The following is a 16,020-nucleotide window of genomic DNA, read 5'->3' as shown; positions in this document are numbered from 1 at the left end:
AATCTGTCATGTCTACAAACTTAACCAGTTACCTCGTTTTCGCCAATAACTGTCGCGAAGCAATGAACTATTATCATGAAGCATTCGGTGGAGATCTGCAAGTGATGACAATGGGAGATTCGCCGATGAAAGATCACATGCCGCCTGGTGCAGAGAACCTGGTGATGCATGCTTTTTTACAGGCGCCGGGCTTTGCACTGATGGCGTCTGACGGAATGCAGGGACCAGCTCCGGTAAATGGCGATTCCGTACAATTGGCGCTGGGAGTAGAATCAACACCGGAAGCAGAACGTTTATTTGAAAAGCTTTCTGCTGGCGGAAAAGTAACAATGCCTTTGCAGGAAACCTTCTGGGCACATCGCTACGGACAGCTGACAGACAAGTTTGGTATCAACTGGATGGTGAGCCACAACAAGCCGATGACGATGTAGTCTTTAGCCTTTAGTAAAAATGCAGCGAAGATTAACAAGCAAACAAATACTGTTAATCTTCGCTGCATTTTTACTAAAGGCTAATGGCCAAAGACGGGCAGCTTACCCGTCCTTTTTACGCCGGAAAAAAGAAAACAATCCTCCTCCTCTTAGCTGATTTTTCTTTTCTGCAGCTGGTTGAAAGCCGGGATCATTTTCCAGGATCAGGTCAATCATTTTTTTACAGGAAGTAATATTATCCTGTGCTTCATAGGCCAGTGCCATCGTATAACGTATAGCAGAGCACTCCCGGTCCCAGGCCCAATTGTTGGCTACATAAATATCTAAACATTGCCGCCCATATAGCAGACATTGCTCATAATCTTTTTCTCCCAGCCATGCTTCTGCCAGAAAAGCGTATACTCCAAACCGGTAGTTCGGCGAGTTGTCATTTTCATTGCCACCGGCCATGATCCGGAGCGTCTGTTCCATGTCGGCGATGGCTGCTTTGTATCGCTCCAGTTTCAGGTTTGCTTTCCCCCTGAAATAGTAGATCTTCATCTGCGAGATCACTGGCAGTTTTTCGATGCTGCCTATGGAAATCCGGTTGTTGATAGCTCCAATGCAATGCTCATATTGTGCATTGTCGAAGTACAGGTACATGAGATTGAAATAGGCATCACTGTCATCCGGTTTTTCTGTCAGGTGGGTTTCCAATGCCAGGATCCGTTCGTTCAGGTCGTTGGCGCTATCGGTCCGGATAAAAGCACGCCCGGTTTTGATACGATCGATATTATACGTGATTGTGTTCCGGTCGTATTCATCCAGTTCTTCCATATCCCCCGCAATCCAGCTATCGTATTCGTTTAGGATTTTTTCGTATAGTTCCAGTGCTTCATCGTAACGTTCCAGCGTGCAGAGGTCATCTATCATGCGTTCGTGAATAGATACGTAGTACATGAGTGGCAGCAGGTCGCGGTAATGATCGAGGATGGTGCGTCGGTCGGCAATGGCTTCTGCCAGCCGCCCCATGCTGTGCCAGGCATCTGCTCTGGATTCCAGCTGTTCCCAGAATGGGGAAAGGTTATATCCGATCGTATGTACATGCGCTGCTTCCGCATAGATACCCAGTTCGTACAGGGAAATACCGTAGTTATTGCAACACATAGCGAAATGGTGCGATTGTCCGGCCGCAGAACTGCCGCGGTTTTCGTACCAGTAGGCGTGGTACAGGTCGAATGCTTTCTTATAAACGGCACGCTTCAATCGCGTTGCGGCCTGCTTTACAGCAGGGTCGTTTTCGTGTTGAAGGGCCTCGCTGAGAATAACACCTGCGGCGTACCAGTCGTATGGTACCGCGTGATCTATATCCGGCCAGCTTTCGGGGAAATGACCTGTTACTTTGAAACTTGTATAATACCAGCGTACAATGCTGTAAGGGTATGGGCGTAGCGCCAGCGATTTTTCATACCAGGGCAGTGCTTCTGTATAACTATCTATGTTGAAGAACGCAGTAGCGGTATAGTGGTAGAAGTAGGCTTCTTCCGGATATTGTGCAATAAATTTTTTACCGGCAGATATTTGTTCCAGGGTTCCTTCACTGTGGTCGTCGCCGTAGAAATGATGCCAGAATTCTGTAGTGCCTTTACAGAACTCGCGGGCCAGATTGGCGTTGCGTACCCCCTCATTCAACAGCTGCTGTACCTGTTTCAGCAGGCGCAGCATGTCTTCAGGGCTGTCGCCGGCGGAAAGTGCCACCTGTAACATATCTGCCACAAAATCATAATCCGCCATATCCAATGCAAAGGATATAGTGGAGTACAGGCGGTTGTTGAATACTGCACTGTTGAAAGCCTTTTTATAATTCTCCAGTGCGGCCGGTTTGTTTTCCATATGGTAGTAAACATCACCTATCCGCGTATAGCATTGAAATTCGGCCAGATTCCGTTGCGGCAGGTCGTTCGCATACAATTCCCGATAGATCTCCAGGCTTCGTTGCATATCTGCCACCGCTTTATCTGTTTCATTCTTCATCACCCAAACCTGAAAGCGATATAACAATGCCCGGGTAGTAAGCTCAGCATCGCCGATTTCCATCAGTACATTGCAATCATTAATGGTTTCATCCTCCCGGTCTGTCAACACATTGGCGCCCATCAGCGCCCGGTGTAACCTGGCGTCCTGATGAACGGGGTCTAGTGCCAGTACCTGTGAAAAAGCTTCATAAGCGGCCTCGTACATGGCTACAGCCAAATCCCTGTTGTTGGTACCTCTGGCGTTCTCCAGCTGGGACAATCCCAGCAAATCCCACCCGCGCACATTTTCCGGGTAATCCTGCAGGAATGTTTCTAATTTGGTAATTGCTTCAGTATATGCCCCCTCGATGTACAGCCTTTCTATTTCGTCTAAATTCATATGCGGTCATTAAACCTGTAATTTATTTAATATTGGATAGGATGATAAATAATTTCTGAGTTTGCCGCCGAATATATATATTTAAAGACCATTTATTATCAGCCAGAAACTTCCAAATCCTTTGCCATGAAAGCAATAGCAGTATTGTTATTACTTCTCTGTAATACAGTCGTTTATGCACAGGAATGTGATTGCAGGAAAAAACTTGACGGCGTTCAGGTTTATCTAAGGAAAAATTATGTAGGATTTATTGACAAAGTCACGCCCCTCACACAACAGGCTTATACCGCCATGTTGACTAAATTACGTTTGCAGGCCGCTGCCACTAAAAATGCGTCGCATTGCCTGTTGCTGATCAATCGTTATCTCCGGTTTTTCAAAGACCAGCATCTGTCGCTTCGTGGCCACTTTACACCGGTTACCGAAACCATTGCCCTCAATCCCGCTCAGTTGGAACAGCTGGAAAAGCAGCCGCTTAGCAGTATTGCGGGGATCTATCAGTTGGATGATCAGCGTAAATTGGCACTGGTGAAGCATCCCAAAGGGATACGCAGCTATGCTGCGGTAATACAGCAGTGGCCTGACCAGGACTGGAAGCCGGGGGATGTGTTATTTGAGCTGGCGGCTACCGGTCCGGATAAATTTGATGTGATCAATTACACAGGGCACCGGTTAAGCTTTGATACCATTATGGGAAACAGCCTGGTAGCCCTGGGGTGGCGGAAAACAGGTGCTGCTCATGGGCCGGCGGCAGCTGAGGCGCCTGCCTGGGCCGGAGTGCCTGTTGCGCCTTATTTCTTCCGGCAACTGGACGATAGTACAGGATATCTCCGGATAGGCAGCTTTGCGGCTGCCGATTATCCGCTGGCAGATTCGGTGTTGAATACCTGCGATGAATACCTGCGTCGTAATCCCCGCCTGGTACTGGATGTACGTGATAACGGCGCAGGATCCGATAAATTGACGGAACGGCTGCGCCCATTGCTTTATACCCAGCCGGTTCGGATCATAGGCGCTGATTTCCTGGCTACTCCTGATAATATTTCCGCCTGGGGACATATACTGGACGAACAGGCAGGCAAACTTCCCGACGAATACCTGGAGCAGGTCCGTAATCTGATACATCAGGGAGAATCCAGCCAGGGAAGGCTGGTAAGCATGGGCCCCGATGAAAACATGATCCTGCCTTCTCCAATGGCAGCTCCGGTAAAAGTGGCGGTGATTATGAACCGGAAGTGCAGTAATACCGCAGAACAATTTCTGCTGGAAGCCATGCAGAGCCAGAAAGTAAAACTGATGGGAACGGCTACCGCCGGTGCGCTCGATTATTTAAATGTTAATACAGCCCGGTTTTATGGGCCCGACTTTATGATAGACTATCCGGTAACACGCTCGAGGAGAGTGCCGGCAGGGCAGGGGATCGATAATAAAGGGATACAACCTGTAGTGAAGCTGGATTTCCAGTCGCCGGGATGGTTAGATGAGGTACTGAAAAAATTATAATTCAAAAGTCGTTAAGATCCGATTAACAGTTCAGGAAATTTTATAAGCCATCTTTACTACCATTAAGCTATATGTTCGCGCATATATGAGGGTTTAAAATAGTAACAATGGTAAGAAAAACTGCCTCACAAATCATTGTGAGGCTTTTTATTTAAAATAGCTTACGCTGAAGAATAGATGTTAGTATATGAGTAAGTTCGTGCAGGTTATTGGGTTTCGTCAGAAAGTAAGAGGCGCCCAGCGCATTGGTTTCCCGCTTATCTGAATCATGGGAAGAGGTAGTGTAGATGATGACAGGAATATGCCGCAGATGTTCCTGCTGGCGTATTTCGGCAAGAAACTGCTTGCCATCTACCCTGGGCATATTCAGATCAAGGAAAATGATGTCAGGAGCCAGTTCTCCAGTCAGCTTATGCAGTGCATCTTCCCCATTGATGGCTTCATGATAAGTAATTTCGGGAGCCAGCTCTTTTAAGACTTCTCCAAATATCATTCTGTCGTCAATGTCATCGTCAATTAAAAGTACTGAGGTATATTTACAACTATTGGGCATATCGATTTTGAATAGAGACAAATCTATGATTTTGTTGTTATTTTATTGAAATTATAATTCAGTTTAATGCTGGCGGAATCGGCATGAATTAAACAAGCTCAGGCAAATGAAGAAATTCTTTTTGGAGCTTCCGCTGCCTCGGAAGTTGATGTTAATAGCGGTGATACCGTTGGTATGCCTGGTGTTCTTCGGCATTGCGGTATTCGATAAGCAGAGTGAGGACATACGGACCATTGACGGCTTAGCACAAAAAGTGGCAATGGCTACGACGATTATGAAAGTAGCAGATGAGATCCACATGGAACGCCGGAGTAGTGTGAATTATGTATTGCAGACAGGGAATCTGAACGATCTGTTGACCCAGCGGGCAAAAACGGATCTTGCTATTGATGCGGTGAAAGGCAGCCTGCTGGCCGATAATAGCCGTTTTTTTCAGTATTCTATGCTGAATAGTCTTGCCAGGAAAAGAAAGGAAATCGATAATAAGAATGTGCCGCCGCAGGAAGTGCTGGATTATTATTCCGGCCTCATTCTGCGGTTGAATGATCTGGCTCGTGTGAACCCTCCGGACATGAGTGTGTTGAAGGGGCTGAAGCAGGATATGAATGCGCAATACCTGCTTTCGGAGATGTCTGCCTATCAGGGCATGATCCGGATGGATATCTACTATTTTATGCTGAAGAAGGAAGTATGGCCGGAAGATTTTTCCCGTATAGAGAATAATGCCGATATGTATGCTTCCCTGCGCACAGAGTTGCTGGATGTGGCTTCTCCCTCAGTTGTCAATGCTTTCAGGCAGGTGGAAGCAACGAACGAATTTACCATCACCAACGATTTTATTAAAAGTACCGTTGGCTCACGACGCATCGATACGCTGTTCAATGCAGATTCCTGGTGGGATAACTCTGCGCTCGCAGTAGATCACATAAAACAGTTGCAGCGTGCTATCGTTGACCGTGTATCGAAGGATGCCCGGGCGATTTCTCAGCAGCAAAATGATATCAAGACCCGCTATCTGGTGGCATTGGTGCTGATTGTAGCATTGGTGGTGCTGATTGTAGCCTATACCACCAGAGGTATTTCAGATAGCCTGGAATTGCTGCGTACAGCTGCCATTAACATTGCGAGAGGCGTACCGGGTTCCGCCCCTGCCATCCGGAGTAAAGATGCTATAGGCAGCCTTGCCAGCTCTTTTGAAGCAATTGATCATACTAATCAGGAGTTGGCCGAAGCGGCCGACAATATCGGGAAAGGAAATTTTAATATTGATGTGAAACCCCGCAGCAGTGAAGATCTGCTGGGGAATGCCGTTGTACAGATGGCTGCTGATCTGAAAACGTTCCGCCATAGTAATGAGCAGAAGCTCTGGGTGCAGGCAGGCATCAATCGTATCAGTGAAACATTGCTGGGTGAAAAGGATATGTATACGCTCTGCAAAGATGCCTTATCCGATATGGTGCAATATACGAACGCGCAAACCGGTGTACTGTACATAAAACAGGCTACGGAGCTGCATCTGTATGCGTCGCATGCGCTTTCACCGGAACATGCCGCGCCGGTTGTTGTAGAAATTGGCAGTATGCTGCTCGGACAAAGTATATTCCGTAAGGATCCCTTATATCTGAAAGAAACACCTGATCATTTTTTACATATTGCCGGAGGAACAGGCGCTGCACAACCAGGTCATATATTGATTATTCCATTGGCCCATGCAGGCGTTGCGGAAGGTGTGCTGGAGATAGGATCATTGTTTCCCTTTTCTGAAAGCGTCATCGATTTTGCCCGTCAGGCGGGCGTTAATATTGCGGTGGCCCTGCAAAGTACCAGGAGCCGCGGACGTTTACAGGAATTACTGGAAGAAACCCAGGCCCAGGCAGAAGAGCTGCAAACACAGCATAGTGAGCTCGAAAGCCTGAACGTGGAGCTGGAGGCACAAACACAGAAGCTGCAGGTTTCTGAAGAAGAGCTGAAGGTACAGCAGGAAGAACTGATGCAGTCGAATGCCGAACTGGAAGAAAGAAGCAGGTTGCTGGAAGAGAAGAATCAGATCATTGTGGAACGGAACCTCGATATCCAGAAGAAGGCAGAAGAACTCACCATTACCACCCGCTATAAGTCGGAGTTCCTGGCTAACATGTCGCACGAACTGCGCACCCCGCTGAACTCTATCCTGCTCCTGTCCAGGCTGCTGTCTGAAAATCATGACCATAACCTCAGCAACGACCAGATTGAATATGCACAGGTGATCAACAGCTCAGGAAAAGGATTGCTGACCCTGATCGATGAAATTCTGGACCTTTCGAAGATAGAATCCGGCAAGATGGAGCTGGAGTATGATAACGTGGCGGTTGCGGCGATCTGCTCAAATATGCAGGCCCTGTTCGAGCCTATTGCGAAAGAGAAAGGCCTGCAGCTGGGATTGCAGGTTGCCGCCGGCGTGCCCGAGATTATTGAAACCGATCAGACACGGCTCGAACAGATATTGAAGAACCTCCTGTCTAACGCCCTCAAGTTTACGGCGCGTGGAGTAGTGCGGATGGAAGTGGCTGCTGGTGATACACCCGGTACAATCAGCTTTGCTGTTAAAGATACCGGTATCGGTATTCCGGAAGATAAGCTGCAGGTAATATTTGAAGCATTCCAGCAGGCCGATGGCTCTACCCGCAGAAAATACGGCGGTACAGGTCTGGGGCTTTCCATCAGCCGGGAACTGGCGAAGCTACTGGGAGGCCGGATCACGGTTAGCAGCAAAGGCAATGAAGGAAGTGAATTTACTGTAACGGTACCGGTTATACGAAAACAGGATACGCCGGAAGCTGCTGTACAGGAGCCGGTATCGCCTCAGACCACGGAAGTGCCGAAAGCAGCAGAGAAGCGGGTGTTCCTGTCGTCGGTGATACCCGATGGTGTGGTCGACGATCGTGGACTGATCCGCAAAGGGGATCCTGTGGTGCTGATCGTGGAAGATGATACTTATTTTGCCCGTGCATTGCTCGAGTTTACCCATACCCGGGGCTATAAAGGAATAGTAGCCGTACGTGGAGATGAAGCGGCGGAACTGGCGAGGATATACAAACCCATAGGCATACTGCTGGACATAGAACTGCCTGTGAAAGACGGCTGGCAGGTAATGGAGGAGCTGAAAAATGATCCGCTCACACGGCCTATTCCTGTGCATATCATGTCTTCCATGGAAGTAAAAAAAGAGAGCCTCATGAAGGGGGCGATCGATTTTATCAGTAAGCCGGTGGATCCGGAAAGTATGCAGCTGATCTTTGAGAAAATGGAGTTTGTGCTGCAACGTTCAACAAAGAAGGTGCTGATACTCGAGGAAAATGCCCGCCATGCAAAAGCACTGTCCTATTTCCTCGGCAACTACGGTGTAAATTCCGAGATCAGCAGTAACGTGACGGATGGGGTCTCTCTATTACAACAAAAAGATGTCGACTGTGTCATCCTCGATATGGGCATCCCTGATCAGCAGGCATATGAAGCGCTGGAAACCGTGAAGGAAGTGAAGGGGCTGGAAAATCTGCCCATCATCATCTTCACGGGAAAAAGTCTTTCAAATGCTGAAGAGCAGCGCATCCGGCAGTATGCGGATTCTATTGTGGTAAAAACAGCGCATTCCTATCAGCGTATGCTCGATGAGGTATCCTTGTTCCTGCACCTGGTATCTGAAAGGGCGCCGGCGGTACAGGGGGCCAATGGTAAAATGGGCATGCTGAATGAAGTGCTGAAAGATAAAACTGTGTTGGTGGCCGACGACGATGTGCGGAATATATTTTCCCTGACCAAAGCCCTGGAAAAACATCAGATGAAAGTACTGTCGGCTATTGATGGAAAAGAAGCACTGGAGCAGCTAAGCGGGCACAGGGTAGATATTGTACTGATGGATATGATGATGCCGGAAATGGATGGATACGATGCTATTGCAGCTATTCGAAAACAGCCGGAGCTGAGAAACCTGCCGGTGATTGCGGTGACAGCGAAAGCAATGATGGGCGACCGGGAGAAGTGTCTGCAGGCGGGGGCTTCCGATTATATCTCAAAACCGGTAGATGTGGATCAGTTGATGTCTTTATTACGGGTATGGCTATACGATAAATCCATGAAATAATACTATGGAACAGAAACAGGTATTGATTGTTGATGATGATACGCGCAACATATTTGCATTGAAAGCATTATTGCATTCCCGGAATATCCCTTGTTTGTCGGTCGGCACCGGAGCAGAAGCATTGCAGCTGCTGTCGGCCTCACACGGGATTGGAGTGGTACTGATGGATATCATGATGCCCGACATGGACGGATATGAAACCATAGCAGCATTGCGGGCAATGTCCTGGAATGATCACCTGCCGGTAATCGCTGTAACGGCAAGGGCTATGGTAGGCGACCGGGAGAAATGCCTGGAAGCCGGAGCCAGTAATTATATTTCAAAACCGATTGATGTAGACGAGCTACTGGAGCAGCTACAGCAATATTTATCGAATGGAGCGTGAGCAGAAACCTGATAAGCGAACAGGAAGTAACCCTGTTGTTAAATGATGTATTGGAAAAATATGGATACGATTTTACGTCGTATGCGCCGGCATCTATCAACCGGCGGGTGAATCATCTTTTCCATACCGACAGGTTCCCGAGTTTTGCGGAGTACCGTTACCGCATTATTTCTGATCCCGCCTATGCACTTCGCTTCGTGGAGGAAATTACTGTAAACGTTACGGAGATGTTCCGGGATCCATCCTTTTACAGGGCATTGCGGAAGGAGGTATTACCGGTGCTGGCTACTTACCCGGTGATACGTATCTGGCATGCAGGCTGCTCTTCCGGGGAAGAGGTATATTCTTTCGCAATTTTATTGCAGGAGGCGGGGTTGTTGCAAAAGGCGGTGATATATGCAACGGATATCAATACCGGCGTATTGGAGAAAGGAAGAAAAGGAATATTCCCGCTTTCGCAGATGCAGCAGTATTCCAGGAATTACATTGATGCGGGGGGCAGGGAAGATTTTTCTTCTTACTATACGGCCAATTACGAATACGCTAAATTCCGCGGATACCTGGGAGAGAAGATCATCTTTTCGCCACATAACCTGGTCACCGATGGCTCGTTCAATGAATTCCAGCTGATCATTTGCCGGAATGTGCTGATCTATTTTAATAAGAAACTGCAGGACAGGGTACTCACGTTATTCAGCGACAGCCTCGAGCAATTGGGATTTCTGGCGCTGGGGAGTAAGGAAACCCTGCATTTCACGAGCGTAACAAATAAGTTCAGACAACTGGAGAATAAAGAGAAGATCTGGAGAAAAATACAGTTATAAAAAGAAATAAAGCAGTATATGTCTACAGCACCATACCTGATAGTGATAGGAGGCTCGGCTGGCGGATTACAGCCGATACTGACGCTACTGCCAGGCATCCGTGCTTCCCTCAAAGCAGCTATTATCATTGTTTTGCACCGGCAAAGCCATTATGAATCGGTGCTGACGGAGCTGTTGGCCGCGAAGTCGGCCCTGCCAGTGAGAGAAGCGGCAGAAAAAGAGCCGTTGCTCAGTGGCATGATCTACGTGGCTCCTGCCGATTATCATCTGCTGATAGAAACAGACCACACACTTTCGCTGGATGATTCGGAGAAGGTGAACTTCAGCAGGCCGAGCATAGATGTAACTTTTTCATCGGCGGCTTTGGCTTATGGTGGTAATATGACAGCGATGCTTTTATCGGGCGCCAACGCCGACGGAGCCGAAGGCCTCGTGGATGTGCATGAAGCGGGTGGTACCACCGCCGTGCAGGATCCGGCTACTGCTGATGTGGATTTTATGCCCCGGGAAGCAATCCGGCTGGCACCGGTAGATATCGTCCTGCAACCACAGGAAATGGCTACATTTATTAACGGATTGGCAGGGCCGGGATCCCAATCCCCTGTTTAACCGATTAAACACCACCCAACAGCTATGATATTAATTGTAGATGATAAACCAGAGAATATCCTGTCGATACGAAAAACGCTGGAGCTGTACAAGTTCGAGGTCGACACTGCATTATCGGGTGAAGAGGCGCTGAAAAAGATTCTCAAACACAGTTATACCCTCATCATTCTGGATGTACAGATGCCCAGTATGGATGGCTTTGAAGTGGCTGAAGCACTGTCGGGTTACAGCAAAGCAAAGGATATCCCTATCATCTTTCTTTCAGCAGTTAATAAAGACAAACATTTCATTGTTCGTGGATATGATTCTGGTGGGATCGATTATATCACGAAACCGGTAGACCCTGAGATCCTTCTAATGAAAGTAAAAACCTTTTCCCGCCTGTATCAGCAATCACAGGAGCTGAAGCAGATGCACCAGTCATTGCGGGAAGAAGTTGAATTCAGGAAGCTGGCGCAGGAAGCGCTGATTGCACATCAGCAGCAGGTAAATGAGACGCTGGAACAAAAGGTGAGAGAGAGAACGGAAGAGTTGCGTCAGATCAATAAATCGCTGGAGACCAGCAACCACGATCTGCAGCAGTTTGCGTCTGTTGCATCGCATGATCTGAAAGAGCCCCTGAGGAAAATACAGTTGTTTGGCGCTATATTGAGAGATCGCTTTTTGCAGATGGATCCCAGCGCCCTTGCGTATATGGACCGTATCGTTGGTTCTTCTGAACGGATGGCCAGGCTGATCAATGATTTGTTGAATTATTCCCGCCTGTCTGTAGCGAGCACATATGAAGAAACAGACTTCAACCTGATCATACAGGATATACTGGCGGATCTGGAGCTGATGATTTCAGAGCGGGCGGCAAAGGTAGAGATAGAGAAAATGCCGCTGGTAGAAGCAGTTCCGGGGCAGATGAGACAGGTGTTTCAGAATATTATCAGCAATGCATTGAAATTCTCCCGGAAAGACACGCCACCGCATATCAACATTTCTGCTGAGGTAGTAACAGACCTGAACCCCGACAGTGCAGCATTTGCCGGCGGCCAGTATTGCCGCATCGTGATCCGCGACAATGGAATTGGGTTTAATGAAAAATATCTCTCTAAAATATTTACCATATTCCAACGTCTGCATGCCCATGAATTGTATGAAGGTACAGGTATCGGGCTGGCGATTGCGAAGAAGGTGATTGATAAACACGGTGGGCTTATAACTGCGAGGAGCAGGGAAGGGGCGGGAGCGGCTTTCGTTATTGTACTACCCCTTAAACAAACGCTGGCCGTTCAGCAGCCTTAAAAGAATTTGCGCTATAGAGTTGTATAGAAATAAGAAAACCCGCCATGGTGGCGGGTTTTAGTTTTAAGTGGAGGATATCGGACTCGAACCGATCACCTCAAACATGCCATGCTTGCGCTCTACCAGATGAGCTAATCCCCCTTGTGGTGATTTTGTTTTTCCCCTTTCGGGAGTGCAAAAATATATTTTTTCCTGAAATCACCAACATTTTATACAAAATCTTTGAAAATTCCTTCCACCGTTTCTTTCAGATCCTTCAGGAGCAGCGGCTTCTTCAGCAGCTTTACTACCATCGGATTGGCGTTGGTGCGGGTGATATCACCATAATCCAGTGATGATGATACCATGATGATATGGCATTGCGACTTTATTTTCTGCGGATAGGCATCAAAAGCCTGCAGGAATTCAAATCCATCCATTTCCGGCATTTGTATGTCCAGCAGGATAATGGTAGGAGGAATCCTGGGAAGAGAGATATTGGACGACAGGAATTCTAATGCCTTGTTGGCACTGATAAATGAAATAACAGTTCTGCTGATTTGCTGAAACCCGATCAGTTTTTCATGCAGGAGTAAATCTATCTCATTATCATCAATCAATATGACTCGCAGGTCAGGTATCGAATTCATTTCTGTTAGGGATGGTAATTTCAAATTGGGTGCCTTCTCCGTATTTAGACTCTACATTAATTGTTCCACCAATTTTGTTCAATGCTTCTTTGACAATGTACAAACCAATACCGCTGCCAGGTTTATTGTTGTTTTTGGACCGGAAGAACATTTTGAAAATATTGTTCAGATGTTCGCTCAAAATACCGATCCCATTATCTTTAATACAAATGGTGGCTTTATGTGGCTCTACTTTTACACTCAGGTTGACCATTGGATGCGCTTCCTCAGGTTTTTGGTACTTAACAGCATTTGAGATCAGATTGTTTAAAATAACACTGATCCGGAATGTGTCGCCCCGGAAATCGATCGCCTGATCTACCTGTGTCTCAAACTGAATTTGTGTATTCTGCGGTTTAAATGCAGTGATACAATCACTCAGCAGCGATTTGAAATCTATTTTCTCATACTCTACTTCAAGGCGGGAATTACGGTAGTATTCTATGATCTTCTGTATGAAATCGTCCAGCTTCAGTACGCAGGTCTCCACCATATTCATATACCCGTTGGGGTCAGCAACTGAATTGTCGAGCCTCGACAGGTTGATAATACCCAACACCGACATCAGGGGAGAGCGCAGGTCATGGGAGGTGGAGTAGATGAAGCGATTTAATTCATCATTGGTTTTCTCCAGTTCGGTGATCTTTTCTCTCAGCTGTTTTCGGGTGCTGTATATTTCGTAGGCGTTGTTGATCGTTTTATGAAGTTCTGTTTCATCCCACGGTTTTTTGATATAGGAGTAGATATGCCCTTTGTTGATGGCATCTATGATATCTTCTACATCTGTATAGCCGGTGAGGAGGATTCTGACAGGATCCGGGAGTACGTCTTTAATTTCGTTAAAGAACTCCACGCCGGTCGATACCGGCATTTTTTGGTCTGCAATAATGATATGCACCGATATCTCTTTCAGCAGCTGTTTTCCTTCCTGTGCTGAATTGGCGGTGTAGATTTCATAACTTCTGCGGAACCCGGCCCGGAACGCGTTCAGGTTATGAACTTCATCATCTATGTATAATATTCTGATACGGTTTTCTTTCATTGAAAGGCCTGATAGGTATTTACGATAAATGATTAGATATATCGAGCGGTAAATATATAATAAATTCTGCTCCTTCTCCCGGGGCTGAATTCACTATAATTTTACCTTTATGCTTCTCTATGATACTGAATACGATAGATAACCCCAACCCGGTTCCTTCGCCTACATCCTTGGTAGTAAAGAACGGATCAAAGATCTTTTCTTTCACGGACTCCGACATCCCGATCCCGCTGTCTTTGATAGTAATCACTGCGAATTGGGATTGTAATTCAGTTTTTATGGAGATGAATTCGTTGTGATGTTCCTTCTTTGATTTGATCGCATTGAGGGCGTTGGAGAAGATATTCATGAATACCTGGTTGATCTTTCCGGCGTAGCATTCTATCTTCGGCAAACTGCCATACTCTTTGGAGATATTTACATAGGATGGGATGCTGTTCCGGAGCAGCACCAGCGTGGAGTCCAGGCCTTCGTGGATATCTATCGACTTGGCTTCACTTTCGTCGAGGCGGCTGAAGGTGCGTAAACCTTTTACAATCTCGGCGGTACGGGTAGCTCCATCCTCGATCCCTTTGATCAGGGAGCTGATTTCTTCATGAATATAGTGGATATCGATCTCTCGTTTGAACTGCTGGATTTCTGTCAGCGCTTTCGGGATATCCTGGCTGGTTTGCAGGCCATCGTACCGGTTCAGCAGCTCCTGCAGATCGGCAATATCCAGCTTAAGTGGTTTGATATTAGATGTAACGAAGTTGATCGGGTTGTTGATTTCATGCGCGATACCGGCCGTGAGCTGACCGAGTGACGCCATTTTCTCTTTTTCCACCAGCTGCGACTGTGCTTCTTTCAAATTGTGGAGCGCATTATTCAGTTCGAGGTTTGTTGCCTGGAGGTCTTCCGTGCGGTCTTTTACCTTGGCTTCCAATATGATATTCTGTTCGCGTACCAACCGTTCATTTTCCTGCGACGCTGCCAGTGCCATGCGCTGGGATTCCTCTTTCTCCGCCTTGAATACGTTGATCTTATGAGCCAGCGCAAACGACAGGAGCAGTACTTCTATTCCCGAGCCTATCTGGAGAGCATAGTAGGTAAAGTTATTGTACGGCAGTACGTTGAAGTTGCGCAACACAAATATGAAGATGCTGATCAGAAAGATAGACCAGGCCAGCAGGAAAAAGCGGGCGGCACTTATGCCCTTCATACTGATACGCCAGGCTACCACAAAGGCCATGACAGAAGCGAGGAAGGCATCTATCTGCACCAGGATCTGTGCATAATCATATTTATCGAGGAACGTAGGAATAAAGCATAATATATAAAGCGCCAGTACTATATTCAGCAGTTTATGACCCAGTGGAAAATTCACTTTGGTGGAAAGGAAATACTGAATAAAGGTGACGGCCGTCAGCCCATTTAATATCGGTACCAGTACGGTGGCATGCATGGCGAGCCAGGGACTGTTGGGATAGAGAAAACGGAACGAGTATCCCTGCAGCGTTATCTGAGTCATACCTACGCAAATGATGTAACTAACGTATATCAGGTAACTGTTATCACGGGTAGAGATAGAAATAAACAGATTATAACAGGCCATGGCCAGGATAACGCCAACGTATATCCCAAACATTAGTTCCCGCTTATTATTTTTTTCGTAGATAGTTTCCGGTGTACCAAGATAAACCGGCAGCTGTAGCTGTTCGCCGGCTTTAACCCGCAGATAGAACAGCCTCGTTTCCCCTATAGGGATATCCAGGGCAAACTGATAGTTCTGATGATCATAACCCCGGTTGCGGTAAGCGGTGAATTCACCCAGACGGGTACTCTTTATTTTTCCATCGGGCAAGATTTCGTATAGCGTAATATCGTCGATGATAGGGTATTCTACTTCCAGCCGTAAGAGGTGGGTGGCCGATTGATTATTGATCTGAAACCTGGCCCACTGGGTGTAAGGAGTGATCTGCAGGTTCGGAACATCCTGGGTGGAATGCACAAAAGGCTTGTGCATCACGGAGTCAATACTCAGTTTATTGTCTTTGTCGGTATAAAGTTCAAGATGGCTGCCAATCTGCATCAGGTTCCCGCTGTTCTTATAAATAACAGGTTGGGCTGTTATGGCTGTTAAAGGCAGCAAGAATAGGCAGGTAAGGATCGACCATAAAACAATAGTCTTCGACAACATTTGGACTAGATTAGTTCTGGAC

Annotated in this window: 12 protein-coding genes and 1 tRNA gene; 7 read left to right on the top strand and 6 right to left on the bottom strand. The window is 47.0% G+C overall.

Translation table 11 applies throughout. The annotated features are described in order from the left end of the window. Nucleotides 1-8 precede the first annotated feature (8 nt). Nucleotides 9-431: a VOC family protein gene (locus UNH61_RS26780; protein WP_326995069.1), complete on the top strand. Its 423-nt coding sequence runs from the start codon at nt 9-11 to the stop codon at nt 429-431. Between the two features lie 102 nt (nt 432-533). Here UNH61_RS26780 and UNH61_RS26775 read toward each other — a convergent pair whose 3' ends face one another. Then, nucleotides 534-2,825, bottom strand: coding sequence for a hypothetical protein (locus UNH61_RS26775; protein ID WP_326995068.1), 2,292 nt, complete (start codon nt 2,823-2,825; stop codon nt 534-536). Between the two features lie 126 nt (nt 2,826-2,951). On the opposite strand from UNH61_RS26775, the gene UNH61_RS26770 reads away from it, so the two are divergent. Further along, the gene (locus UNH61_RS26770) at nt 2,952-4,328 is read left to right on the top strand and encodes a S41 family peptidase (protein WP_326995067.1); all 1,377 of its coding nucleotides are present in this window, start codon (nt 2,952-2,954) and stop codon (nt 4,326-4,328) included. Between the two features lie 151 nt (nt 4,329-4,479). On the opposite strand, the gene UNH61_RS26765 is transcribed toward UNH61_RS26770, so the two are convergent. Further along, entirely contained in the window at nt 4,480-4,902 is a 423-nt protein-coding gene (locus tag UNH61_RS26765; RefSeq protein WP_326995066.1) for a response regulator, read from the bottom strand. 85 nt (nt 4,903-4,987) lie between these two features. Here UNH61_RS26765 and UNH61_RS26760 point away from each other — a divergent pair, with 85 nt between their 5' ends. From UNH61_RS26760 to UNH61_RS26740, 5 genes are read left to right on the top strand one after another with little or no spacing between them, the layout of a single operon-like run. Further along, nucleotides 4,988-9,001: a response regulator gene (locus tag UNH61_RS26760; RefSeq protein WP_326995065.1), complete on the top strand. Its 4,014-nt coding sequence runs from the start codon at nt 4,988-4,990 to the stop codon at nt 8,999-9,001. A gap of 4 nt (nt 9,002-9,005) precedes the next feature. Then, the gene (locus UNH61_RS26755; protein ID WP_326995064.1) at nt 9,006-9,386 is read left to right on the top strand and encodes a response regulator; all 381 of its coding nucleotides are present in this window, start codon (nt 9,006-9,008) and stop codon (nt 9,384-9,386) included. Then, a complete protein-coding gene (locus UNH61_RS26750; RefSeq protein WP_326995063.1) occupies nt 9,383-10,210 on the top strand; it encodes a protein-glutamate O-methyltransferase CheR in 828 nt (275 codons plus the stop codon). Before UNH61_RS26755 ends, UNH61_RS26750 begins: the two co-directional genes overlap by 4 nt. An 18-nt stretch (nt 10,211-10,228) precedes the next feature. Beyond that, nucleotides 10,229-10,819, top strand: coding sequence for a chemotaxis protein CheB (locus UNH61_RS26745; RefSeq protein WP_326995062.1), 591 nt, complete (start codon nt 10,229-10,231; stop codon nt 10,817-10,819). A 24-nt stretch (nt 10,820-10,843) separates the two neighbouring features. Continuing rightward, nucleotides 10,844-12,109 (top strand): response regulator, encoded by a 1,266-nt coding sequence (locus UNH61_RS26740; RefSeq protein ID WP_326995061.1) that lies wholly within the window; start codon nt 10,844-10,846, stop codon nt 12,107-12,109. A 68-nt stretch (nt 12,110-12,177) separates the two neighbouring features. Here the strand turns inward: UNH61_RS26740 and UNH61_RS26735 are convergent. The 4 genes from UNH61_RS26735 to UNH61_RS26720 all read right to left on the bottom strand — a co-directional run bounded on the left by UNH61_RS26735 (nt 12,178) and on the right by UNH61_RS26720 (nt 15,998). Continuing rightward, nucleotides 12,178-12,250 (bottom strand) — tRNA-Ala (locus UNH61_RS26735). Nucleotides 12,251-12,318: 68 nt separating this feature from the next. Then, a complete protein-coding gene (locus tag UNH61_RS26730) occupies nt 12,319-12,738 on the bottom strand; it encodes a response regulator (RefSeq protein ID WP_326995060.1) in 420 nt (139 codons plus the stop codon). After that, entirely contained in the window at nt 12,722-13,819 is a 1,098-nt protein-coding gene (locus UNH61_RS26725; RefSeq protein ID WP_326995059.1) for a hybrid sensor histidine kinase/response regulator, read from the bottom strand. Before UNH61_RS26725 ends, UNH61_RS26730 begins: the two co-directional genes overlap by 17 nt. A 19-nt stretch (nt 13,820-13,838) precedes the next feature. Then, the gene (locus UNH61_RS26720) at nt 13,839-15,998 is read right to left on the bottom strand and encodes a 7TM diverse intracellular signaling domain-containing protein (protein ID WP_339071581.1); all 2,160 of its coding nucleotides are present in this window, start codon (nt 15,996-15,998) and stop codon (nt 13,839-13,841) included. Between the last annotated feature and the right edge of the window lie 22 nt (nt 15,999-16,020).

The organism is Chitinophaga sp. 180180018-3, from assembly GCF_037893185.1.
Taxonomy (GTDB): domain Bacteria; phylum Bacteroidota; class Bacteroidia; order Chitinophagales; family Chitinophagaceae; genus Chitinophaga.
Note: the sequence above shows the minus strand (reverse complement) of the source record. Positions and strands in the feature narration are given on the sequence as shown.

Coding starts and splice junctions, on each gene's coding strand:
- UNH61_RS26745 (WP_326995062.1), top strand. CDS start 10,229: ATGTCTACAGCACCATACCTGATAGTGATAGGAGGCTCGGCTGGCGGA.
- UNH61_RS26725 (WP_326995059.1), bottom strand. CDS start 13,819: ATGAAAGAAAACCGTATCAGAATATTATACATAGATGATGAAGTTCAT.
- UNH61_RS26775 (WP_326995068.1), bottom strand. CDS start 2,825: ATGAATTTAGACGAAATAGAAAGGCTGTACATCGAGGGGGCATATACT.
- UNH61_RS26770 (WP_326995067.1), top strand. CDS start 2,952: ATGAAAGCAATAGCAGTATTGTTATTACTTCTCTGTAATACAGTCGTT.
- UNH61_RS26740 (WP_326995061.1), top strand. CDS start 10,844: ATGATATTAATTGTAGATGATAAACCAGAGAATATCCTGTCGATACGA.
- UNH61_RS26730 (WP_326995060.1), bottom strand. CDS start 12,738: ATGAATTCGATACCTGACCTGCGAGTCATATTGATTGATGATAATGAG.
- UNH61_RS26760 (WP_326995065.1), top strand. CDS start 4,988: ATGAAGAAATTCTTTTTGGAGCTTCCGCTGCCTCGGAAGTTGATGTTA.
- UNH61_RS26780 (WP_326995069.1), top strand. CDS start 9: ATGTCTACAAACTTAACCAGTTACCTCGTTTTCGCCAATAACTGTCGC.
- UNH61_RS26720 (WP_339071581.1), bottom strand. CDS start 15,998: ATGTTGTCGAAGACTATTGTTTTATGGTCGATCCTTACCTGCCTATTC.
- UNH61_RS26755 (WP_326995064.1), top strand. CDS start 9,006: ATGGAACAGAAACAGGTATTGATTGTTGATGATGATACGCGCAACATA.